The sequence below is a fragment of the Streptomyces sp. NPDC001828 genome (assembly GCF_042892175.1).
GTDB lineage: Bacteria > Actinomycetota > Actinomycetes > Streptomycetales > Streptomycetaceae > Streptomyces.
This window is the reverse complement of sequence record NZ_JBIATV010000005.1, coordinates 137,315-153,463: the sequence shown is the minus strand read 5'-3', so window position 1 is coordinate 153,463 and position 16,149 is coordinate 137,315. Positions and strand designations below refer to the sequence as shown.

At 73.2% G+C, this 16,149-nt stretch carries 20 protein-coding genes; 10 read left to right on the top strand and 10 right to left on the bottom strand.

Translation table 11 applies throughout. The features are described from left to right. Positions 1-22 precede the first annotated feature (22 nt). From ACFYZA_RS17045 to ACFYZA_RS17035, 3 genes are all read left to right on the top strand, one after another. The gene (locus ACFYZA_RS17045; RefSeq protein WP_388491189.1) at positions 23-670 is read left to right on the top strand and encodes a vitamin K epoxide reductase family protein; all 648 of its coding nucleotides are present in this window, start codon (positions 23-25) and stop codon (positions 668-670) included. 309 nt (positions 671-979) lie between these two features. After that, the gene (locus tag ACFYZA_RS17040; RefSeq protein WP_388491187.1) at positions 980-1,507 is read left to right on the top strand and encodes a tyrosinase family oxidase copper chaperone; all 528 of its coding nucleotides are present in this window, start codon (positions 980-982) and stop codon (positions 1,505-1,507) included. Next, positions 1,491-2,363 (top strand): tyrosinase family protein, encoded by an 873-nt coding sequence (locus tag ACFYZA_RS17035; protein WP_388491185.1) that lies wholly within the window; start codon positions 1,491-1,493, stop codon positions 2,361-2,363. The genes ACFYZA_RS17040 and ACFYZA_RS17035 overlap by 17 nt, the downstream gene beginning before the upstream one ends. Positions 2,364-2,466: 103 nt before the next feature. Here the strand turns inward: ACFYZA_RS17035 and ACFYZA_RS17030 are convergent, their stop codons facing one another. The 6 genes from ACFYZA_RS17030 to ACFYZA_RS17005 form a co-directional block, all read right to left on the bottom strand. After that, positions 2,467-2,736 carry a chaplin gene (locus ACFYZA_RS17030; RefSeq protein ID WP_382582046.1) on the bottom strand — a complete coding sequence of 90 codons (270 nt, stop codon included), beginning with the start codon at positions 2,734-2,736 and terminating at the stop codon, positions 2,467-2,469. A 136-nt stretch (positions 2,737-2,872) separates the two neighbouring features. Then, a complete protein-coding gene (locus ACFYZA_RS17025; protein WP_382582043.1) occupies positions 2,873-3,115 on the bottom strand; it encodes a hypothetical protein in 243 nt (80 codons plus the stop codon). A gap of 178 nt (positions 3,116-3,293) precedes the next feature. Beyond that, a complete protein-coding gene (locus ACFYZA_RS17020) occupies positions 3,294-4,226 on the bottom strand; it encodes a glycoside hydrolase family 26 protein (protein ID WP_388491182.1) in 933 nt (310 codons plus the stop codon). Between the two features lie 86 nt (positions 4,227-4,312). Beyond that, positions 4,313-4,546: a hypothetical protein gene (locus ACFYZA_RS17015; protein WP_382582038.1), complete on the bottom strand. Its 234-nt coding sequence runs from the start codon at positions 4,544-4,546 to the stop codon at positions 4,313-4,315. A 50-nt stretch (positions 4,547-4,596) separates the two neighbouring features. Beyond that, positions 4,597-5,877: a cytochrome P450 gene (locus tag ACFYZA_RS17010; protein ID WP_388491179.1), complete on the bottom strand. Its 1,281-nt coding sequence runs from the start codon at positions 5,875-5,877 to the stop codon at positions 4,597-4,599. A gap of 74 nt (positions 5,878-5,951) precedes the next feature. Further along, entirely contained in the window at positions 5,952-6,230 is a 279-nt protein-coding gene (locus ACFYZA_RS17005) for a hypothetical protein (RefSeq protein ID WP_100573950.1), read from the bottom strand. Between the two features lie 169 nt (positions 6,231-6,399). Here ACFYZA_RS17005 and ACFYZA_RS17000 point away from each other — a divergent pair, with 169 nt between their 5' ends. From ACFYZA_RS17000 to ACFYZA_RS16990, 3 genes are all read left to right on the top strand, one after another. Beyond that, a complete protein-coding gene (locus ACFYZA_RS17000) occupies positions 6,400-6,900 on the top strand; it encodes a hypothetical protein (protein WP_382582032.1) in 501 nt (166 codons plus the stop codon). A gap of 44 nt (positions 6,901-6,944) precedes the next feature. Then, positions 6,945-7,577, top strand: coding sequence for a hypothetical protein (locus ACFYZA_RS16995; RefSeq protein ID WP_382582029.1), 633 nt, complete (start codon positions 6,945-6,947; stop codon positions 7,575-7,577). Between the two features lie 266 nt (positions 7,578-7,843). Next, positions 7,844-8,137 carry a hypothetical protein gene (locus ACFYZA_RS16990; RefSeq protein ID WP_382582026.1) on the top strand — a complete coding sequence of 98 codons (294 nt, stop codon included), beginning with the start codon at positions 7,844-7,846 and terminating at the stop codon, positions 8,135-8,137. An 84-nt stretch (positions 8,138-8,221) separates the two neighbouring features. Here ACFYZA_RS16990 and ACFYZA_RS16985 read toward each other — a convergent pair whose 3' ends face one another. Next, positions 8,222-8,428 carry a hypothetical protein gene (locus ACFYZA_RS16985; RefSeq protein WP_388491176.1) on the bottom strand — a complete coding sequence of 69 codons (207 nt, stop codon included), beginning with the start codon at positions 8,426-8,428 and terminating at the stop codon, positions 8,222-8,224. 122 nt (positions 8,429-8,550) lie between these two features. Then, positions 8,551-9,660, bottom strand: a complete 1,110-nt coding sequence (locus ACFYZA_RS16980; RefSeq protein WP_382582020.1) for a citrate synthase 2 — start codon at positions 9,658-9,660, stop codon at positions 8,551-8,553. A 305-nt stretch (positions 9,661-9,965) separates the two neighbouring features. Between ACFYZA_RS16980 and pdxH the strand changes: the two genes are divergently transcribed. Continuing rightward, positions 9,966-10,589 carry a pyridoxamine 5'-phosphate oxidase gene (gene pdxH, locus ACFYZA_RS16975; protein ID WP_382582682.1) on the top strand — a complete coding sequence of 208 codons (624 nt, stop codon included), beginning with the start codon at positions 9,966-9,968 and terminating at the stop codon, positions 10,587-10,589. A gap of 258 nt (positions 10,590-10,847) precedes the next feature. Here the strand turns inward: pdxH and ACFYZA_RS16970 are convergent, their stop codons facing one another. Continuing rightward, complete coding sequence (locus tag ACFYZA_RS16970) at positions 10,848-11,231, bottom strand: VOC family protein (protein ID WP_382582017.1); 384 nt, start codon at positions 11,229-11,231, stop codon at positions 10,848-10,850. A 185-nt stretch (positions 11,232-11,416) separates the two neighbouring features. On the opposite strand from ACFYZA_RS16970, the gene ACFYZA_RS16965 reads away from it, so the two are divergent. Beyond that, positions 11,417-12,781, top strand: a complete 1,365-nt coding sequence (locus ACFYZA_RS16965; RefSeq protein ID WP_382582014.1) for a PAS domain-containing protein — start codon at positions 11,417-11,419, stop codon at positions 12,779-12,781. A gap of 235 nt (positions 12,782-13,016) precedes the next feature. On the opposite strand, the gene ACFYZA_RS16960 is transcribed toward ACFYZA_RS16965, so the two are convergent. After that, a complete protein-coding gene (locus tag ACFYZA_RS16960; RefSeq protein ID WP_382582011.1) occupies positions 13,017-13,772 on the bottom strand; it encodes an SIS domain-containing protein in 756 nt (251 codons plus the stop codon). Positions 13,773-13,974: 202 nt separating this feature from the next. Between ACFYZA_RS16960 and ACFYZA_RS16955 the strand changes: the two genes are divergently transcribed. Further along, on the top strand, positions 13,975-14,667 hold the full coding sequence (locus tag ACFYZA_RS16955; protein WP_100573958.1) for a metal-dependent transcriptional regulator: 693 nt from the start codon (positions 13,975-13,977) through the stop codon (positions 14,665-14,667). A gap of 588 nt (positions 14,668-15,255) precedes the next feature. Beyond that, positions 15,256-16,119, top strand: a complete 864-nt coding sequence (locus tag ACFYZA_RS16950) for an alpha/beta fold hydrolase (protein ID WP_382582008.1) — start codon at positions 15,256-15,258, stop codon at positions 16,117-16,119. Positions 16,120-16,149: the final 30 nt, after the last annotated feature.

The window sequence follows — 16,149 nt, the reverse complement described above, 5'->3', positions numbered from 1 at the left end:
GACGAGAACGGAGACGCAAGCCATGCCCCTCCCCGGGACGATCCCGCAGCAGGCTCCCGCCACCGACTCGTCCGGCCCCCCACCCGCGGTCGCCGCCTTCGGCGCCGGGCGGGGCTTCGCCTGGATGGTCGTCCTCGCCGGCGCGGCAGGCCTCCTCGCCTCGTGGGTCATCACCCTCGACGAGTTCGAACTGCTGCGGAACCCCGACTTCGTACCCGGGTGCAGCCTCAACCCGGTGATCTCCTGCGGCAACATCATGAAGAGCGCGCAGGCTTCCGTCTTCGGCTTCCCCAACCCGATGCTCGGCCTGGTCGCGTACGGGATCGTCGGCTGTGCCGGCATGAGCCTGCTCGGCGGCGGCCGGTTCGGGCACTGGTACTGGCGGACGCTCAACGCGGGGGCGCTGCTCGGGGTCGGGTTCGTCAGCTGGCTGCAGTTCGAGTCGCTGTACCGGATCAACGCGCTGTGCCTGTGGTGCTGCCTGGCGTGGGTCGCCACCATCGTGCTGTTCTGGGGCGTGACCGGCCTCAATGTCGTCAAGGGCGCACTGTCCACGCCGAGTTGGGCACGCAGCCTGTTCGCCGAGTTCGGCTGGGCGGTGCCCGTGCTGCACATCGGGGTCGTCGGGATGCTGATCCTGACCCGCTGGTGGGACTTCTGGACCGGCTGAGCCCGGCAGGAACGTTGCTCCGACCGCGTGAATCGACCGCACCCGCCGCCACGGTGGCCGCCCGTCGGCGTTGACCCGACTGACCAGTCGCATGGTTGAAGCCTCCCCGGGCCGTGCAGCCAGTACCGGCCCGGGGAGCGCCGGCTGCCGCGCGCCGACGGCGGCGGCCGTTTCCTGCGACTCCGGGTGTCGTCGAACCCGGCATCGGACAAGGAGCGGACGTTTGGACGGGCCCCGGAACCAGCACGGTTTCCGGGGCCCACGTGTGTGCCGGACCCGTCCGCTCCGGCGAGCACGAGGGAGACGCCGATGAACGACGCGACGCACTTCTGGCGCCCATCGGGGCCGGGCCGCACCCGCCCCCGGGGCCGCGTCCCCGAACCCGCGGGGCCCGGCGCGCCCCCGCCCCGCACCGCCTGGCAGCTCGCCCGTCGGGGCCTGTTGCGTGCCGCGTTCGTCTCGGCGACCGCCGCCTTCACCGCGGCGGCCCTCTCCCGCATCCCGGGCGCCACCCCGTACGGCGAGCCCGCGGGCGCGGCCGGGCCGGAGCCCGACGAGGGCGCCGCCTTCGACGAGATGTACGCCGGACACCGCGTCCAGGGCCGGCCGCTCCGGGCGGCCGGCGCCGAGGTGGCCGTGTTCGTGGACGGCAGGCAGCTGGACCTGATGCGGCGTGCCGACGGCAGCTATCTGAGCTCGGTCGACCACTACGAGTCGTACGCCACCGCACGTGAGGCCGCCCGCGCGGCCGCGCGCGAGCTGGGCCCCGCCAGGCTCGCCGCCGTACCCGTGCACGGCAGCCACCAGGGGGGAGCGGGCCGTGGTGTACACGCGTAAGAACCAGCGGAACCTGACGAGCGCCGAGCGCAAGGCCTTCGTGAACGCGGTGCTCGAACTCAAACGCAGCGGCGCCTACGACGAGTTCGTGCGCATCCACATCGAGTTCTACGTCCCGGACGGCGACGACGGGCTGCGGGTCGCGCACATGGCGCCGTCCTTCCTGCCCTGGCACCGCCAGTTCCTGCTCGAGTTCGAGCGGGCCCTGCAGAAGGTCAACCCCCGTGTGACCGTGCCCTATTGGGACTGGACGCGCGACCGCTCGCCCGCCTCTTCGCTGTGGTCCGAGGACTTCATGGGCGGCAACGGCCGGCGCGGCGACCTCCAGGTCATGACCGGGCCGTTCGCGTACGGGCACGGCAGGTGGGAGCTCGCGGTCGACGTCACCGAGAGCCGCTTCCTGACCCGGGACCTGGGCCGCCCCAGGGACCCCGTGGACCTGCCCGTCGTCGCCGACGTGGCCCGGACGCTGGCCGACCCGGTGTACGACGTGGCGCCCTGGGACTCCACCAGCAAGTCCGGGTTCCGCAACCGCATGGAGGGCTGGACGACGGGGATGTCGGGCAGCGCCCGCTTCCGCATGCACAACCGGGTGCACCGCTGGGTCAGCGGCGTCATGCTGGGCGGGGCCTCCGTCAACGACCCGGTGTTCTGGCTGCACCACGCCTACATCGACAGCCTGTGGTCGCGCTGGCAGGCCGCGCACCCGAAGTCCAAGCGCTATCTGCCGGATGTGCCGCCGCCGTCCGGAGACCCCCAGCACGGCCGGGTGGCGGCCCTGCACGAGCCGATGCCGCCGTGGGACGTGCCGCCGGCGGCACTGCTGGACCACACCGGGATCTACCGGTACGCCTGACACGGCGACGGCCTCCCGGGGGGAGAGATCCGGGAGGCCGCGGTACTGCCGTGGTGCGTGACCGGCCGGGCCGCCGCGAGGCGCCCGGCCGGAGCGGGGGCACTCAGCCCCCGTAGCCGCCCTCGTGGTGGCTGTCGGCGTTGACGCAGGTGTTGCCGAACGCGGGGTTCAGCAGACCGATGACGTTGACCGAGTTGCCGCAGAGGTTGACCGGGACGTGCACCGGAACCTGGAGCAGGTTGCCGGAAAGGACTCCGGGGGAGTTCGCAGCGACGGCCTCGGCGCCAGCATCGGCGGAGGCAATACCCGCACCGGCCAGCGCCATGGCGCCTGCTCCGGCGACGACGGCGGCCGTCTTCGCGATACGAGACATCAAAGTTCTCCTTGATATGGACACGCGACCGCAGACACGCAGTCGTCATTTCACTTCAACGTGCCGATCGGGCATAGGTAACGGACACCTGCGTGCAAAACGGTTCTGCACGGCCCGATCGGCGCAGGCTTTGCCGCTACTTGCCGTACCGGCTGCGCGAGGCGCGCCGGGAGAGGGCCACCGCCGCCGTGCCGGTGACGACCGCGCCCACGCTCAGCGCGCCGAGCAGCGAGGCCCTGGAGTCGGCGCCGGCGTGGGCGAGCTGCGGCGGGGCCGGGGCGGGGTGGCCGGCGGCGTGTGCCGCGTACCCGGTGCCAAGGACGGAGAGGAGCGCCGCGGCGAGGGCGGCCCGCGTCACGGTTCCCGAGAACTTGTCCATGCCTGTGACCCTTCAACAGAGAGAGCGGGGTGGGGGAATCAGATGCTGATACGCGTAATTGGGTCGGACCCGCCCCGCCCCGGCGCCCCGGCCACGCGCGCCGCAGCCGACAGACAACCCGTCCGGCGCAGCCCCCGGCCCCCGCACGGCCCAGCGCCGGACAGGGCGCGGGGCGCGGTCACCGGGCGCCGCGATAGGCGTGCGCCGCCCGTGGGTTGATGCCGCACTCCCACAGCCCGTGCGGGCAGTAGTCGGTCAGGGTCTGGTAGACGGGCCGGTATCTGCGGAACCAGGCGGCCATTCCGCGCACGTACGCCGGGTCGTCGCCGTTGCGGAACAGGCCCCACTCCGGGTACGAGACCGGCTTGTGGTGCCGGGCGGCGAAGTCCACCTGGGCCCGCAGCCCGTACGGCTCCTCGACCTGCTGGGCGAACGACATGCCGGCGGGCTGGTCGTACGCGTCCATGCCGAGGATGTCCACGAAGGCGTCCCCCGGGTAGCACTCGGTCCACGGCACCGCGTCGCGTCCCCGGCTCGGCGCGAAGTCGAACCGGAAGCGCTGCCCCGCCACCGAGCGCATCGCCGTCACGACGCGACGCCAGTACGTCCGCCACGCGGCCGGGTCCGGGCCGCACCGGTGCGTGTAGGTGACCCCGTTCATCTCCCAGGCCAACACCACGATGGTGTCCGGAAGTTGGAGCTGGACCAGGTGCTCGGCCAGCGCCCGGAAGTGGCCGTCGAAGGCGCCTCGGGCGCCCTGCCCGAGCAGGCTCGCCACCCGCGCGTCGGGCAGGCCGTCCTCGTTGTGGTCGAGCATCGGCACATTGAGGACGAAGACGCGGTCCGCGCGCTCGTGACGCCAGCGGGCCCAGGGGCCGAGCAGCGCCGGCGACCCCTCGATGTCGTGCCAGGTGCCGCCCGGCAGATAGGTGTGGCCCGCGAGCAGCGGGCCCCGGCCGCGCCACTTCTCGGCCGCCGCGAGCCTGCCGACGCCGTCGCCGCCGGAGCCCGTGAAGATGCTCGCCGCGTTGCCGGACGGGGGCGGCACCGGCCCCTGACGCCCGCTGTCGGAGGCGAGCGGGACGAGGAACGACAGCAGCAGCGCCAGCACGCACAGTGCGGGCTTCCACGCGGTCCGGGCGGCCGGGGCGGAGCGCTCGGGGCCCCGGGGGGCGGCGGCGCGGCGGGGGCCGGGCGTCAGTGGCCCGGGGAGGCGGCGCCTCCGCGCTGGAGCGCCCCGCTCAGCGAGGCGACGCCGGAGGTCAGGGTCTCGCCGATCTTGCCCTTGCCGCCGAGGACCTTGGGCTGCCCGAACTCGCTGACGCTGCCCTGCCCGGCGACCCCGTTGTCGGCGGCGGCGATGCCCGGGGCGGCCAGGAGCAGGAGGGACGCGGCGACGGTGACGGCCTTGAAGCGGTGGTGAGTGTTCATGCCCGGTACAACGCCGCCCGCCCGGTGAGGGTGCGCGGCGGCCGGGCGGTTCACGGCCTGGGCACGTCGAAGGCGAAGCGCTGCTTGCGCACCCGGTGGTCGAAGTTGGAGGTGCCCAACTCCGGCTCGCCGAGCGTGCGTACGGCCAGCGGCCGGGTCAGCAGTTCACGCAGTACGGCCTTGATCTCCAGGCGGGCCAGGTGCGCGCCCAGGCAGAAGTGCGGGCCGCCGCCCCCGTAGCCCAGGTGCGGGTTGGGGTCCCGGGTGATGTCGAAGGCGTCCGGTTCGGTGAAGACGTCCCCGTCGCGGTTGGCCGACGCGTACAGGAGCATCACCTTGTCGCCGGGCAGGAAGGTGTGTCCGGAGAGCACATAGCGCGTGGTGACGGTCCGGCGGAACTGGATGATGGGCGTCGAGTGGCGCACGATCTCGTCGACCGCGCCGTCCGCGTACCGCTCGAAGTCGTCCAGCAGCAGGGCCAGTTGGTCGGGATGGTCGGTCAGCAGGGACAGGGCGTGGGCGATGGCGTTACGGGTCGTCTCGACGCCCGCGACCAGCAACAGCGAGAAGAACGAGCCGAGTTGACGGTATGTCAGCCGCTGGCCGTCAACGTCGGCGCACACCAGGGCCGAGATGAGGTCGCCGGTCGGGTTCTTGCGCCGCTCGCGCCCGAGGCGGGCCACCGTCAGCTGCATCCGGGCCAGCGCCCGCAGCCCCTTGCCGGGGCTCATCAGCCGGGCGCCGATGCCGCGCCGCACCCCGGCGTGCTCGGAGGCCCGGTCGATCTGGCGGGCGATGCGGCGGCGGTAGGCGTCGGGCACGCCGAGCATCGCGCAGATGACCTCGAACGACATCCGGGACGCCACCGCCGAGACGAACTCGTCGGGCCGCTCGGCGACCATGTCGTCCACGATGCGTACGGCCAGCTCACGGATGCTGACCTCGGTGGCGGCGAGCAGGCGCGGGGTGAACGCCTGCTGCACGATGCGCCGGAGACGGGTGTGGTCGGCGCCGTCGAGATTGACCATCGAATCGCCGAACACGGCCCGCACCCAGCGGGCCGGCTCCGGCGACGTGACCCCCGGCGCGCTCGCGAACACCCGGGGGAGCCGGCTCGCCTTCAGTACGTCGGCGTGCCGGACCAGGGCGTAGAAGCCCTGCTCGGGGCGGCGCCGGCCGGCCCGGCGTTCGGTGAAGAACACCGGGCGGGGCCGTTGCCTCAACTCGGCGAAGACCGCCAGGCGTTGTGCGGCCGGCTGCTTCCAGAACGCCGGGTCGGCGAGATCGGCCGAGGCGCCACGGGGGGCCGGTACCGTCCGGGGGTGAGTCACGCTCGCACCGTCCTGGCCGCCGCGCGGCTGTCGAACAACACTGTCGGACAAGGGAGTCGCGGTCGAGGGGAGGGTCAGCCGACCAGGGCGTGACCGGCCTTGACCGCGTCGTTGGCGGCCTTCACCGCCTCGCCGCCGGCCTTCACGCCGTCCTTCACCGCGGTCACCTTCTGGCCCACCTTGTCCCCGACGACGCTGTTCGCGGCGGGCTTGAGCTGGGCACCGGCGGCGCTGGTGGTGCGCGCCGCACCGCTGAGGGTGCCGCCGAGGTCGAAGGCGTGCGCGGAGGGGGCGATGACGGCGGCGAGGGCGGTTCCGGCCGCGGCGGCCGCGAGGTATCGACGTACGTTCATGCCGCCTACAACGCACGAGCCGGGCGGAGGGCACGCCCCGTGGCCCCAAGCCCCGCGCACGGGGTCCCCGTTGCTGCAAGCAGGGGAACTTTGCAGTGATACCGCCGCCGGGATCGTTCTTGCTGAAAGACACGGCCGAGTAGGCCACCAGGGAAGGAAGAGAACACCCATGGGAATCACTTCACGCGCGGGCCTGGCGGGCATCATGGCATGCATGGCGACCGCGGCCGCCGTGGCACCGGCCGCGGCAGCCCCCGCCGTTCCGGTCACCGTCCCCCTCGGCACCCTGAACACGGTCCTGCCCTTCGATGCCCCCACCCTGCACACCGGCCTGCCGCTGCCCGTCCCCGGCGCCCCGGACGGCCCGCGCTATGTGAAGGGCAACCTGCTGCCGCACAACATGGTCCCCGCGATCCCCGTCGAGTCCGCGCTGCCGAACACCCAGATCGACACGCCGGTGCCCGACCCGCTGAGCGGCCGCAACCTCGGCACCCCCGCCCTGGTCAGCCCGGACACCACGCTGCACACCATCACCCCGGGCGCGGACCTCGGCGCCCCGCTCAGCGAGCCGCGCACCGCCCTGTTCGGGCTCCCCGCCATCGTCCTGCCCGAGGCCGGCGTGACCGCCCCCGCGCTCCAGGGCGCGCCCGCCGCGACCGCGACGTTCTGAGTCCCGGCAGGCCCAAGCAGCGCTCTACGTACAGGAGTTGGCACATGTCCCGTCCGCCCAGGAACGTCCTCGCCGTGGCCCCGCTCGGCCGGGCGCTCACCGCGCTGCTCGCCGTGGCGGCCGTCTCGGCCCTCGCGGCCGGGGGCGCCAAGGCCGCGCCCGTACGGCCCGACCCGCACGGCGTGGACGTGGCTCAGGACGCGCTGCCGCCGTGGCCCGCGCCGGCGGACGCGTCGGCCGCGGTCGCGGCGGCGGGTCTCGAGATGCTCCCGGCCGAGGGAGTGGTGCAGCACACCCACACCCATCTGGACGTCCTCGTCGACGGCCGGCCCGTCACCGTCCCCGCCGCCATCGGCATCGACGAGCCGCGCCGCCGGATCAGCCCGCTGCACACCCACGACACCAGCGGCGTGATCCACGTCGAGTCGCCGCGCAAGGCCGTGTTCACCCTCGGCCAGTTCATGGCGGAGTGGCGGGTCCCGCTCGACGCGAAGCGCATCGGCGGCCTGCACGCGGGCGGCGGCCGCCATCTCACGGCGTACGTCAACGGGCGCCGGGCGGCCGGGAATCCCGCGGCGCTCGTGCTGCGTGAGCACGACGAGATCGCCCTCGTCTTCGCGCGGGACGGCGACAAGCATCCGGTCCCGAAGACTTACGCCTGGTCGAACGGCCTGTAGTACGCCCCCGGCCACCGGTGCGGGCGGCGAGCCCGGCCGTCCGGCAGAACGTTTCTCCGCACGGTTCGTTGGACCGCGCGGAACAGGATCCGTGTCGCGGCGCGGACAGTGCGCCAGCAGCTCCTGCCCGGGGCTCTACTCCCCCCGGACAGGAGCTGCTGTCTTCGGCGCGGCCGTGCCCGGGCGGGGCCGTTCGAGTGGGTAGGCCTGTCGGGTGAGAGCGGGGGCCGCCCGTGTCCGGTGCTGTCGCGGCCCGTTGTGCAGGCGTGATCTCAACACGACGAATCGCCACAGTCCTTGCCGTCGCCGCCGGTGCCTCGGGCATCGCCGCGACGACCGCGAGCGCCGCGGGCCCGCTCGACACCCTGGTGAAGCCGGTCAACCCGGTCAGCGAGCTCGACACCCTCGCGACGAGCAACATCCCGGCCCCGTACGCGGCCCAGCTGCCCAAGGTCAAGAACCAGCTGGCCGGGCTCAGCCACCTCAACGACCTGGGCCAGCTCTCCCAGCTCACCGACCCGCTCGCCCCGCTCATGGGCCTCGTGCCCTCGGTGGAATGAACGTACGCCGCCGGACCCGACGCGACACGGGCACGCGCCCGGAACGAGGTGTTCCGGGCGCGTGCCCGTGCGGTTGAGCTTCGGTCAGAGCAGGTGCAGACCGAGGCCGAGCAGACTGTGGTCGTGCCAGTGGTGATGGTGATGGTGGTGCTCGCGGCCACCGTCGTCGTCACGGTCGTGCGCCGCGACGCGCGGGGCTGCCTGCGGGGCGGCCTGGGCGGTCGCGGCTGCGGGGACTATCACGGCGGCGGAAAGCGCGGCCACAACGGCGGCGCGGCGGAGGATGCTCACTATGAACTCCACGTTCGGTGGACAAACCTGACATCCCGAACGCTAGGTCGGCCACCGCGCGCTGTCGCGCCGAGTGACCGGGCGGCTACTCCACGCGAGGGTCCCCGCTCCGTGCCCCGAGCTCAGCGGGCGATGTCGGTGATGTCCGCGTACCCCTCGATGGCGTGCGGCTCGCGCGAACCCGGTCCCACATAGCGGGCGGAGGGCCGCACCAGACGACCCGTCCGCTTCTGCTCCAGGATGTGCGCCGACCAGCCCGCGGTGCGCGCGCAGGTGAACATCGACGTGAACATGTGCGCCGGCACCTCCGCGAAGTCCAGGACGATCGCCGCCCAGAACTCCACGTTCGTCGCGAGCACCCGGTCGGGCCGCCGCGCGTGCAGCTCCTCGAGCGCGGCCTTCTCCAGTGCCTCGGCCACCTCGAAGCGGGGCGCGGCCAGCTCCTTGGCGGTGCGGCGCAGCACCCGGGCGCGCGGGTCCTCGGCGCGGTAGACGCGGTGGCCGAAGCCCATCAGGCGCTCGCCCTTGTCGAGGGCCTGCTTCACGTACGCCGTGGCGTCCCCGGTCCGCTCGATCTCCTCGATCATGCCGAGCACCCGCGAGGGCGCTCCGCCGTGCAGCGGGCCCGACATCGCGCCGACCGCGCCGGACAGGGCGGCCGCGACGTCGGCGCCGGTCGAGGCGATCACCCGGGCGGTGAACGTCGAGGCGTTCATGCCGTGCTCGGCGGCGCTCGTCCAGTACGCGTCCACCGCCTTGACGTGCTTGGGGTCGGGCTCGCCGCGCCAGCGGATCATGAAGCGTTCGACGACGGACTCCGCCTTGTCGATCTCCCCCTGCGGCACCATCGGCAGGCCCTGCCCGCGCGCCGACTGGGCGACGTACGACAGCGCCATGACCGCGGCCCGCGCCAGGTTGTCGCGGGCGGTGGCCTCGTCGATGTCGAGCAGCGGCTTGAGGCCCCACACCGGCGCCAGCATGGCGAGCGCGGACTGCACGTCCACCCGGATGTCCCCGGAGTGGACCGGGATCGGGAACGGCTCGGCGGGCGGCAGGCCGGGGTTGAACGCCCCGTCCACCAGGAGGCCCCACACGTTCCCGAACGAGACGTGTCCGACCAGGTCCTCGATGTCGACGCCCCGGTAGCGAAGGGCGCCGCCCTCCTTGTCCGGCTCGGCGATCTCCGTCTCGAACGCGACGACTCCCTCAAGTCCGGGTACGAAGTCGGACATCTGGCGGCTCCTCAGGATGTGTACGACGGGCTGCGGGCGGGCCGTGCCGCCCCGGGTCCCTCGGTCATGCCCCGTACGGCGGTCAGGAATCCCGCCGGGGGTCTCAACGCGTGTATGGAGGCCACAGTGGCCCAGCCGAGAGTTTGGCGGGTTCCGCCGATGCGGGGAAGCGTGACATCCGGCACACTGCCCCAATTCGGCGGCGCAGGGTTAACGCCCCGCCGTCGCGGGCAAACTGCGCCCCCGCCGGGCCCCGGGCGCCGGTGCGGCAGGATGGGCGGGTGACCGACCTGGACCCCGCAGCGATGCGCGAGCAGTACCGCACCACCCTCCTCGCCGAGGAGGACCTGGCCCCCACGCCCCTGGGGCAGTTCGCCCGCTGGTTCAAGGAGGCCGTGGCCGGCGGACTGCACGAGCCCAACGCGATGGTCGTCGCCACCGCCACCCCCGACGGCCGCCCCTCCACCCGTACCGTGCTCCTGAAGTCCTACGACGAGCACGGCTTCGTCTTCTTCACCAACTACGCCTCGCGCAAGGCCGCCGAGCTGACCGCGAACCCGTACACCTCACTGCTCTTCCCCTGGCACCAGCTGGCCCGCCAGGTCATCGTCACGGGCACCGCTTCCCGGGTCCCGAGGGACGAGACCGAGCGCTACTTCCGCAGCCGCCCGCACGGCTCCCGGCTCGGCGCCTGGGCCAGCGCCCAGTCCTCGGTGATCGCCTCCCGGGACGAACTGACCGTGCGCTACGAGGAGTTGGCGGCCCGCTACCCCGAGGGCAGCGATGTCCCGGTGCCCGAGGGCTGGGGCGGGTTCCGGGTCGCGCCCGAGACCGTCGAGTTCTGGCAGGGCCACGAGAACCGGCTGCACGACCGGCTGCGGTACGCGGCGGAGGGCGGGGCCTGGCGCGTGGAGCGGCTCGCACCCTGACGCGGGCGGGCCCGGGCATGCAGAAACCCGCGGGCTCGGGTTCCTCCGGAGAGGAGCCGGCCGGACGTACCGGCGAGCCCGCGGGTCGGTGACTGCTTGGGAATTCGGCCGGCGTCATGCCGGCACCGCACAAAGAGTGCGACTGGCAGGCGTCAGCCCGCAGTCACCTCACGCGTCCGGTTTGCATACATCTGTCAAACCACCTCCCTTCTCGTGTGCACCACACATTAGGCAGGCTCCCGGCACCCCTCAACCCATTTATTTCCCGGTGCGGGCCCGCTCCTCGGCGCTGCGCTCCACGCAGAACTCGTTGCCCTCGACGTCGGCCATGAGGATCCAGCCCGTGCCGTCCGGCTCGCGGTGGTCGGCGACCACCGTGGCGCCCAGGGCGACGAGCCGGTCGGCCTCCTCGTCGCGGGTGCGGTCCTGGGGCTGGAGGTCGAGGTGGACGCGGTTCTTGACCGACTTCGGCTCCGGCACCGCGATGAACAGGAGCCCGATGCCGTCGGCCGTGACGAGCGCCTCGGGGTCGCCGGGGACGTCGTCCTCGCCCAGGGTGCCGCCGAGCGCCTCGGCCCAGAAGGAGGCGAGCCTGTGGGCGTCGGCGCAGTCGAAGGTCACGTGGCGTACGAGAGAAGTCATGGCCGTCACTATGCGGACGCGGGGCGGCGGCCGTCCAGGCGCGGCCGGTAACCGACGTTGGCCGGAAGGGATTTCCCCGAAGTCGGTGTGGGATGCGTCACGTTCGAGTTGAATGATCCGACGTGCGTCAGTCCCGCGCGTCAGCCGTGTGAATGCGGCGACCACGTCCTGCAGGGGGTGCCAGGATGAGTGCTTCCCGGAGTGAGACCGCCAGTGCTCCGGTTCCGGACGGACCCGGCGGCGGGCCCGCGAGTACGGCCGTACCGGAACCCGGCGGGGACCTCCTCGCCGCACTGCTCGACGGGATGGACGCGGCGCTCTGCGCGTTCGACGCGGACGGCGTGGTCACCCACTGGAACCGCGAGGCCGAGCGGATCCTCGGCTGGCCGGCCGACGAGGCCGTCGGGCGGCGCGGATTCGCGGGCTGGGCCGTGCGGGCCGCCGACGCCGACGAGGTGCGCGGCCGGATCATGGCCGTCATGGACGCGCCGGGCCGCCAGGTCCACGAGTTCGCCCTGCTGCGCAAGGACGGCGGCCGCGTCCTGGTCCGTACGCAGTCGGCGGGGGTGCGGGGCGCGGACGGCACCCCGGCCGGGGTGTACTGCGCGTTCAGCGAGGTGCACGCGCAGATCGACCTGGAGCGGTCCATCGCGCTGAGCGAGGCCCTGTCCGAGGACGGGACCTGGGGCGTCGTCCTGGTCGACGTCGACCTGCGGCCCACCGTCGTCAACGCCTACGCCGCCCGCGCGCTCGGCACCGGGCGCGCGACCCTGCTCGGCCGCCCGCTCGGCGAGCTGATCGTGCGGGGCGTCGAGGAACTGGAGTGCGCCCTCCAGCACGTCCTGGCCGAGGGCGCCCCGGCGACCCCCGCCGAGGTGTGGGTGACGCTGCGCACCACGGAGGGCGAGCGGCGGCGCTGCTGGCGCAGCGGATTCCTCCGGCTCTCGTCACCGCTGGCGGAGGAACCCGTACCGCTCGGGGTCGGCTGGCTCTTCCAGGACGTGACCGACGCCCGGCTCGCCGAACAGGACGCGGACCGGCTCCGCTTCCGCTCCAACCAGCTGCACCGCGCCTCGCGGATCGCCGCCGAGTGCGAGGACCCGATGGAGGCGGTGGCCTCCCACCTGGACTTCGCCCTGGCCGGTTTCGCCGACCACGCCCTGGTCGACCTGGCGGTGGGCGAACGGCTGGTACGGGTCGCGGCCACCCCGGCCGGCGCTCCGGGGCCCGCCGCGGCGGTGGCGGGCGGCGGCATCCCGGTGCCCTATCCGGCGGGCCACCCGGCGCTCCAGGCGGTGGACCGGATCGGCTCGGTACGGGCCAGCGCGGGGGCCCGGGCGCAGGAGTGGGCGGTCGAGCGCCAGTGGCCGCAGGACGCCGCCCACGCCCTGTGCGCGGTGCTGCGCAGCCGCGGCCGCACGCTGGGCGTGCTGACCTTCCTGCGCGGCCCCTCGCGGCCGGCCTTCGAGCGGCCGGACGCGGTGTACGCGGAGAGCGTGGCGGTGCGGGTGGCCGGCGTGCTGGACCTCGCCGGGGTCCTGAACGCCTGACCCGCCCGGGCGCGGGTGGTGGCCGGGGGCCCGGGCGCCGTGCGCGGTTCCCCGCGCCCCTAACCCCGCTTTCGTCCGTCCACCGTGCGGGGCCGTTCGCGCAGTTCCCCGCGCCCCTGGCAGCGCCGGTGGCATGGGCATCCTCAGCCCGTCCGGCGTTTGAGGACGAGCGCCCTTAAGGCGCGATACGGGGTCTGGGGCGGAGCCCCAGGGGCCTTTTGACCCCCCCCGGGGCTTAGTGGCGGAAGAAGATACGGTCGCCGTACTCCGACATGACCCGGCCGTTCCATTCGTGGCCCCCGTCGACGTTCCCCGAACGAAGGAGCGGCGGCTCGATGCCCCGGGCCACCAGGGACTCGGCGGCCGCCGCCATCGTGGCCTGCATCAGCGCGCTGGTGACCACGGTGGACGCGGGCGCGAAGGGCGCCTCGATGCCGTCGTGGGTCAGCTCGGCGTCGCCCACCGCGATCTTGCTGTCGAGCACGATGTCGCAGTGGTCCAGCAGGAACGTCCCCGAGACGTGCCGCGACCTGGTGCCTTCGGCGTACGCCACCGAGGTGACCCCGATGACCTTGAGCCCGAGGGCCCGCGCGTTCATCGCCATCTCCACCGGCAGCGCGTTGCGCCCGGACAGGGAGATGATCACGAGGAGGTCGCCGGCCTTGGCGGGGCTGGAGTCGAGGACCGCGCCCGCGAGGCCGTCGACCCGCTCGAGGGCGGAGCCGAGCGTGGCGGGCATGACGTCGACGCCGACGACGCCGGGCACCGCGAGCAGGTTCATCAGGGCGAAGCCGCCCGCCCGGTAGACCACGTCCTGGGCGGCGAGGGAGGAGTGCCCGGCGCCGAAGGCGAAGAGGCGGCCGCCCGCCTCGACGGTGTCGGCGATCAGCGCCCCGGCGGCCGCGATGTTCGGCGACTCCTCGTCCCGCACCCGCCCCAGGAGCTCGATCGCGGCGTCGAAGAACCGACCGGCCAGCTTGCTCTCGCTCATCGCCGAGGACCCTTTCCGGGGTGGGGTTACGACCGTGCGCCGATCACGGTGCGGTCTGGACCTTTCCCCTGTCAATACGGGGCGCGCGGGTATCCGGTCAAGATGGGGGACGGCCGTCGCGGCACGGTTGTCAGTGCTATGCGTCAGAATTGATTCAGGGCCAGCGGTACGACGTTTTATGTCACAGCATCGAGGGGCACGTATGTCCGGACTGATCGACACCACGGAGATGTATCTCCGCACCATCCTCGAGCTCGAAGAGGAGGGTGTGGTCCCCATGCGGGCCCGCATCGCCGAGCGCCTGGACCAGAGCGGCCCGACGGTGAGCCAGACGGTCGCGCGCATGGAGCGCGACGGCCTGGTCCAGGTGGCGGGCGACCGCCACCTGGAGCTGACCGACGAGGGGCGCCGCCTGGCGACGCGCGTCATGCGCAAGCACCGGCTCGCCGAGTGCCTGCTCGTCGACGTGATCGGCCTGGAGTGGGAGCAGGTGCACGCGGAGGCCTGTCGCTGGGAGCACGTCATGAGCGAGGCGGTGGAGCGCCGCGTCCTGGAGCTCCTGCGCCACCCGACCGAGTCCCCGTACGGCAACCCGATCCCGGGGCTCGAGGAGCTCGGCGAGAAGGCCGAGGCGGACGCCTTCCTGGAGGACGGCATCATCAGCCTCGGTGAGCTCGACCCGGGCCCCGAGGGCAAGACGGTGATCGTGCGCCGGATCGGCGAGCCGATCCAGACCGACGCCCAGCTGATGTACACGCTGCGGCGGGCGGGCGTGCAGCCCGGCTCCGTGGTGAGCGTGACGCAGTCGCCGGGCGGGGTCCTGGTGGGCAGCAGCGGCGAGGCCGCCGAGCTCGGCGCGGACGTCGCCTCGCACGTCTTCGTCGCCAAGCGCTGAGCCAAGCGCTGAGCCTGGCGAGGGGTCGGGCGAGGGGCCGCGCGAGGAGTCGAAGGGCGATGACGGAACGTCATCGCCCTTTCTCCATAGGGCAGTTGGGCACACTTCGTGAAGGGTGCGGGAAGCTTGCGGGGAAGGCCGGTTTCCGGGTGGAATAGCAGCGGCCGGGCGGATCGCGTGCGAGGCTGTGGCTTGAGGCATATGACCGCAGAGGTGTGCGGCACGGGAGGGGGGCGGCAGCATGATGCCGTTCGAACCACTCGCACCACCGTCGGCACCCCGGCCTGCCTGGGCCTTCGCGCCGGGCCACCCGCTTCGGGAAGACCAGGGCCCCGGCGCCTCGCGGCGCCGGGGCCTGTCCTCCCCGGTGTCGACCCGGAGCCCCGAGCTCCCAGGGTCGACCCCCGCGGACCGTCTTCCCCGAGCGGCCCGCCTCCCGGAGAAGATCTCCCCTCGGCACGTTCCGTCAATCCTTGAGCGTGGTCACTCGAACGAGGGGTGTTGCGCGAGAGACGCGAGTTTTCGAATAGGGGTTCGATACTCTGCCGTGAACTGACCACTCGGGGGCTGAAGGGGGTGCCAGGGCACATGGTGCGACGCATCGATGTGACGGGGACCGGCGGGGTTCGCCTCGCCGCCTGGGAGTTCGCGGAGCAGCCCAAGGCCCGCGCGGAGGTCGAACCGGCCCCGGGGGTCTTACTGCTCCACGGGCTGATGGGCCGGGCCTCGCACTGGGCCTCCACGGCCCGCTGGCTCACCGAGAAGCACCGGGCGGTCGCCCTCGACCAGCGCGGCCACGGCCGCAGCGACAAGCCCGCGGACGGCCCCTTCACCCGCGAGGTCTACGTGGCGGACGCGGAGGCGGCCGTCGAGCAGCTGGGCCTGGCCCCCGTCACCCTCATCGGCCACTCCATGGGCGCCCTCACCGCCTGGCAGCTCGCCGCCAAGCGTCCCGACCTGGTCCGCGCCCTGGTCATCTGCGACATGCGGGCCTCTCCGCTCGGCGCGGCCTCCCAGCGTGAGTGGCAGGACTGGTTCAAGTCCTGGCCGCTGCCCTTCGCCACGCTCGCGGACGTACGCAAGTGGTTCGGCGAGGACGACCCCTGGGTCGAGCGCCCGAGCCCCGCACGGGGCGAGTTCTTCGCCGAGGTCATGGCCGAGCGGGCCGACGGCTGGCGCCCGGTGTTCTCCCGCCGCCAGATGCTGACCTCCCGCGAGACCTGGGTGTACGACGCGCACTGGGAGGAGCTCGCGCTGGTCGACTGCCCCGCGCTCGTGGTGCGCGGCCTGGACGGCGAGCTCGGCCGCGCGGAGGCCCAGGAGATGGTCCGGGTGCTGCCGCGCGGGCAGTACGCGGAGGTGGCCGACGCGGGCCACCTCGTCCACTACGACCAGCCCGACGGCTGGCGCACCGCGGTCGAGCCGTTCCTCGACGGGGTCCTCACCCCGTGAAGCCCGGCCCGGCCCGGCGCCGCGCGCAGT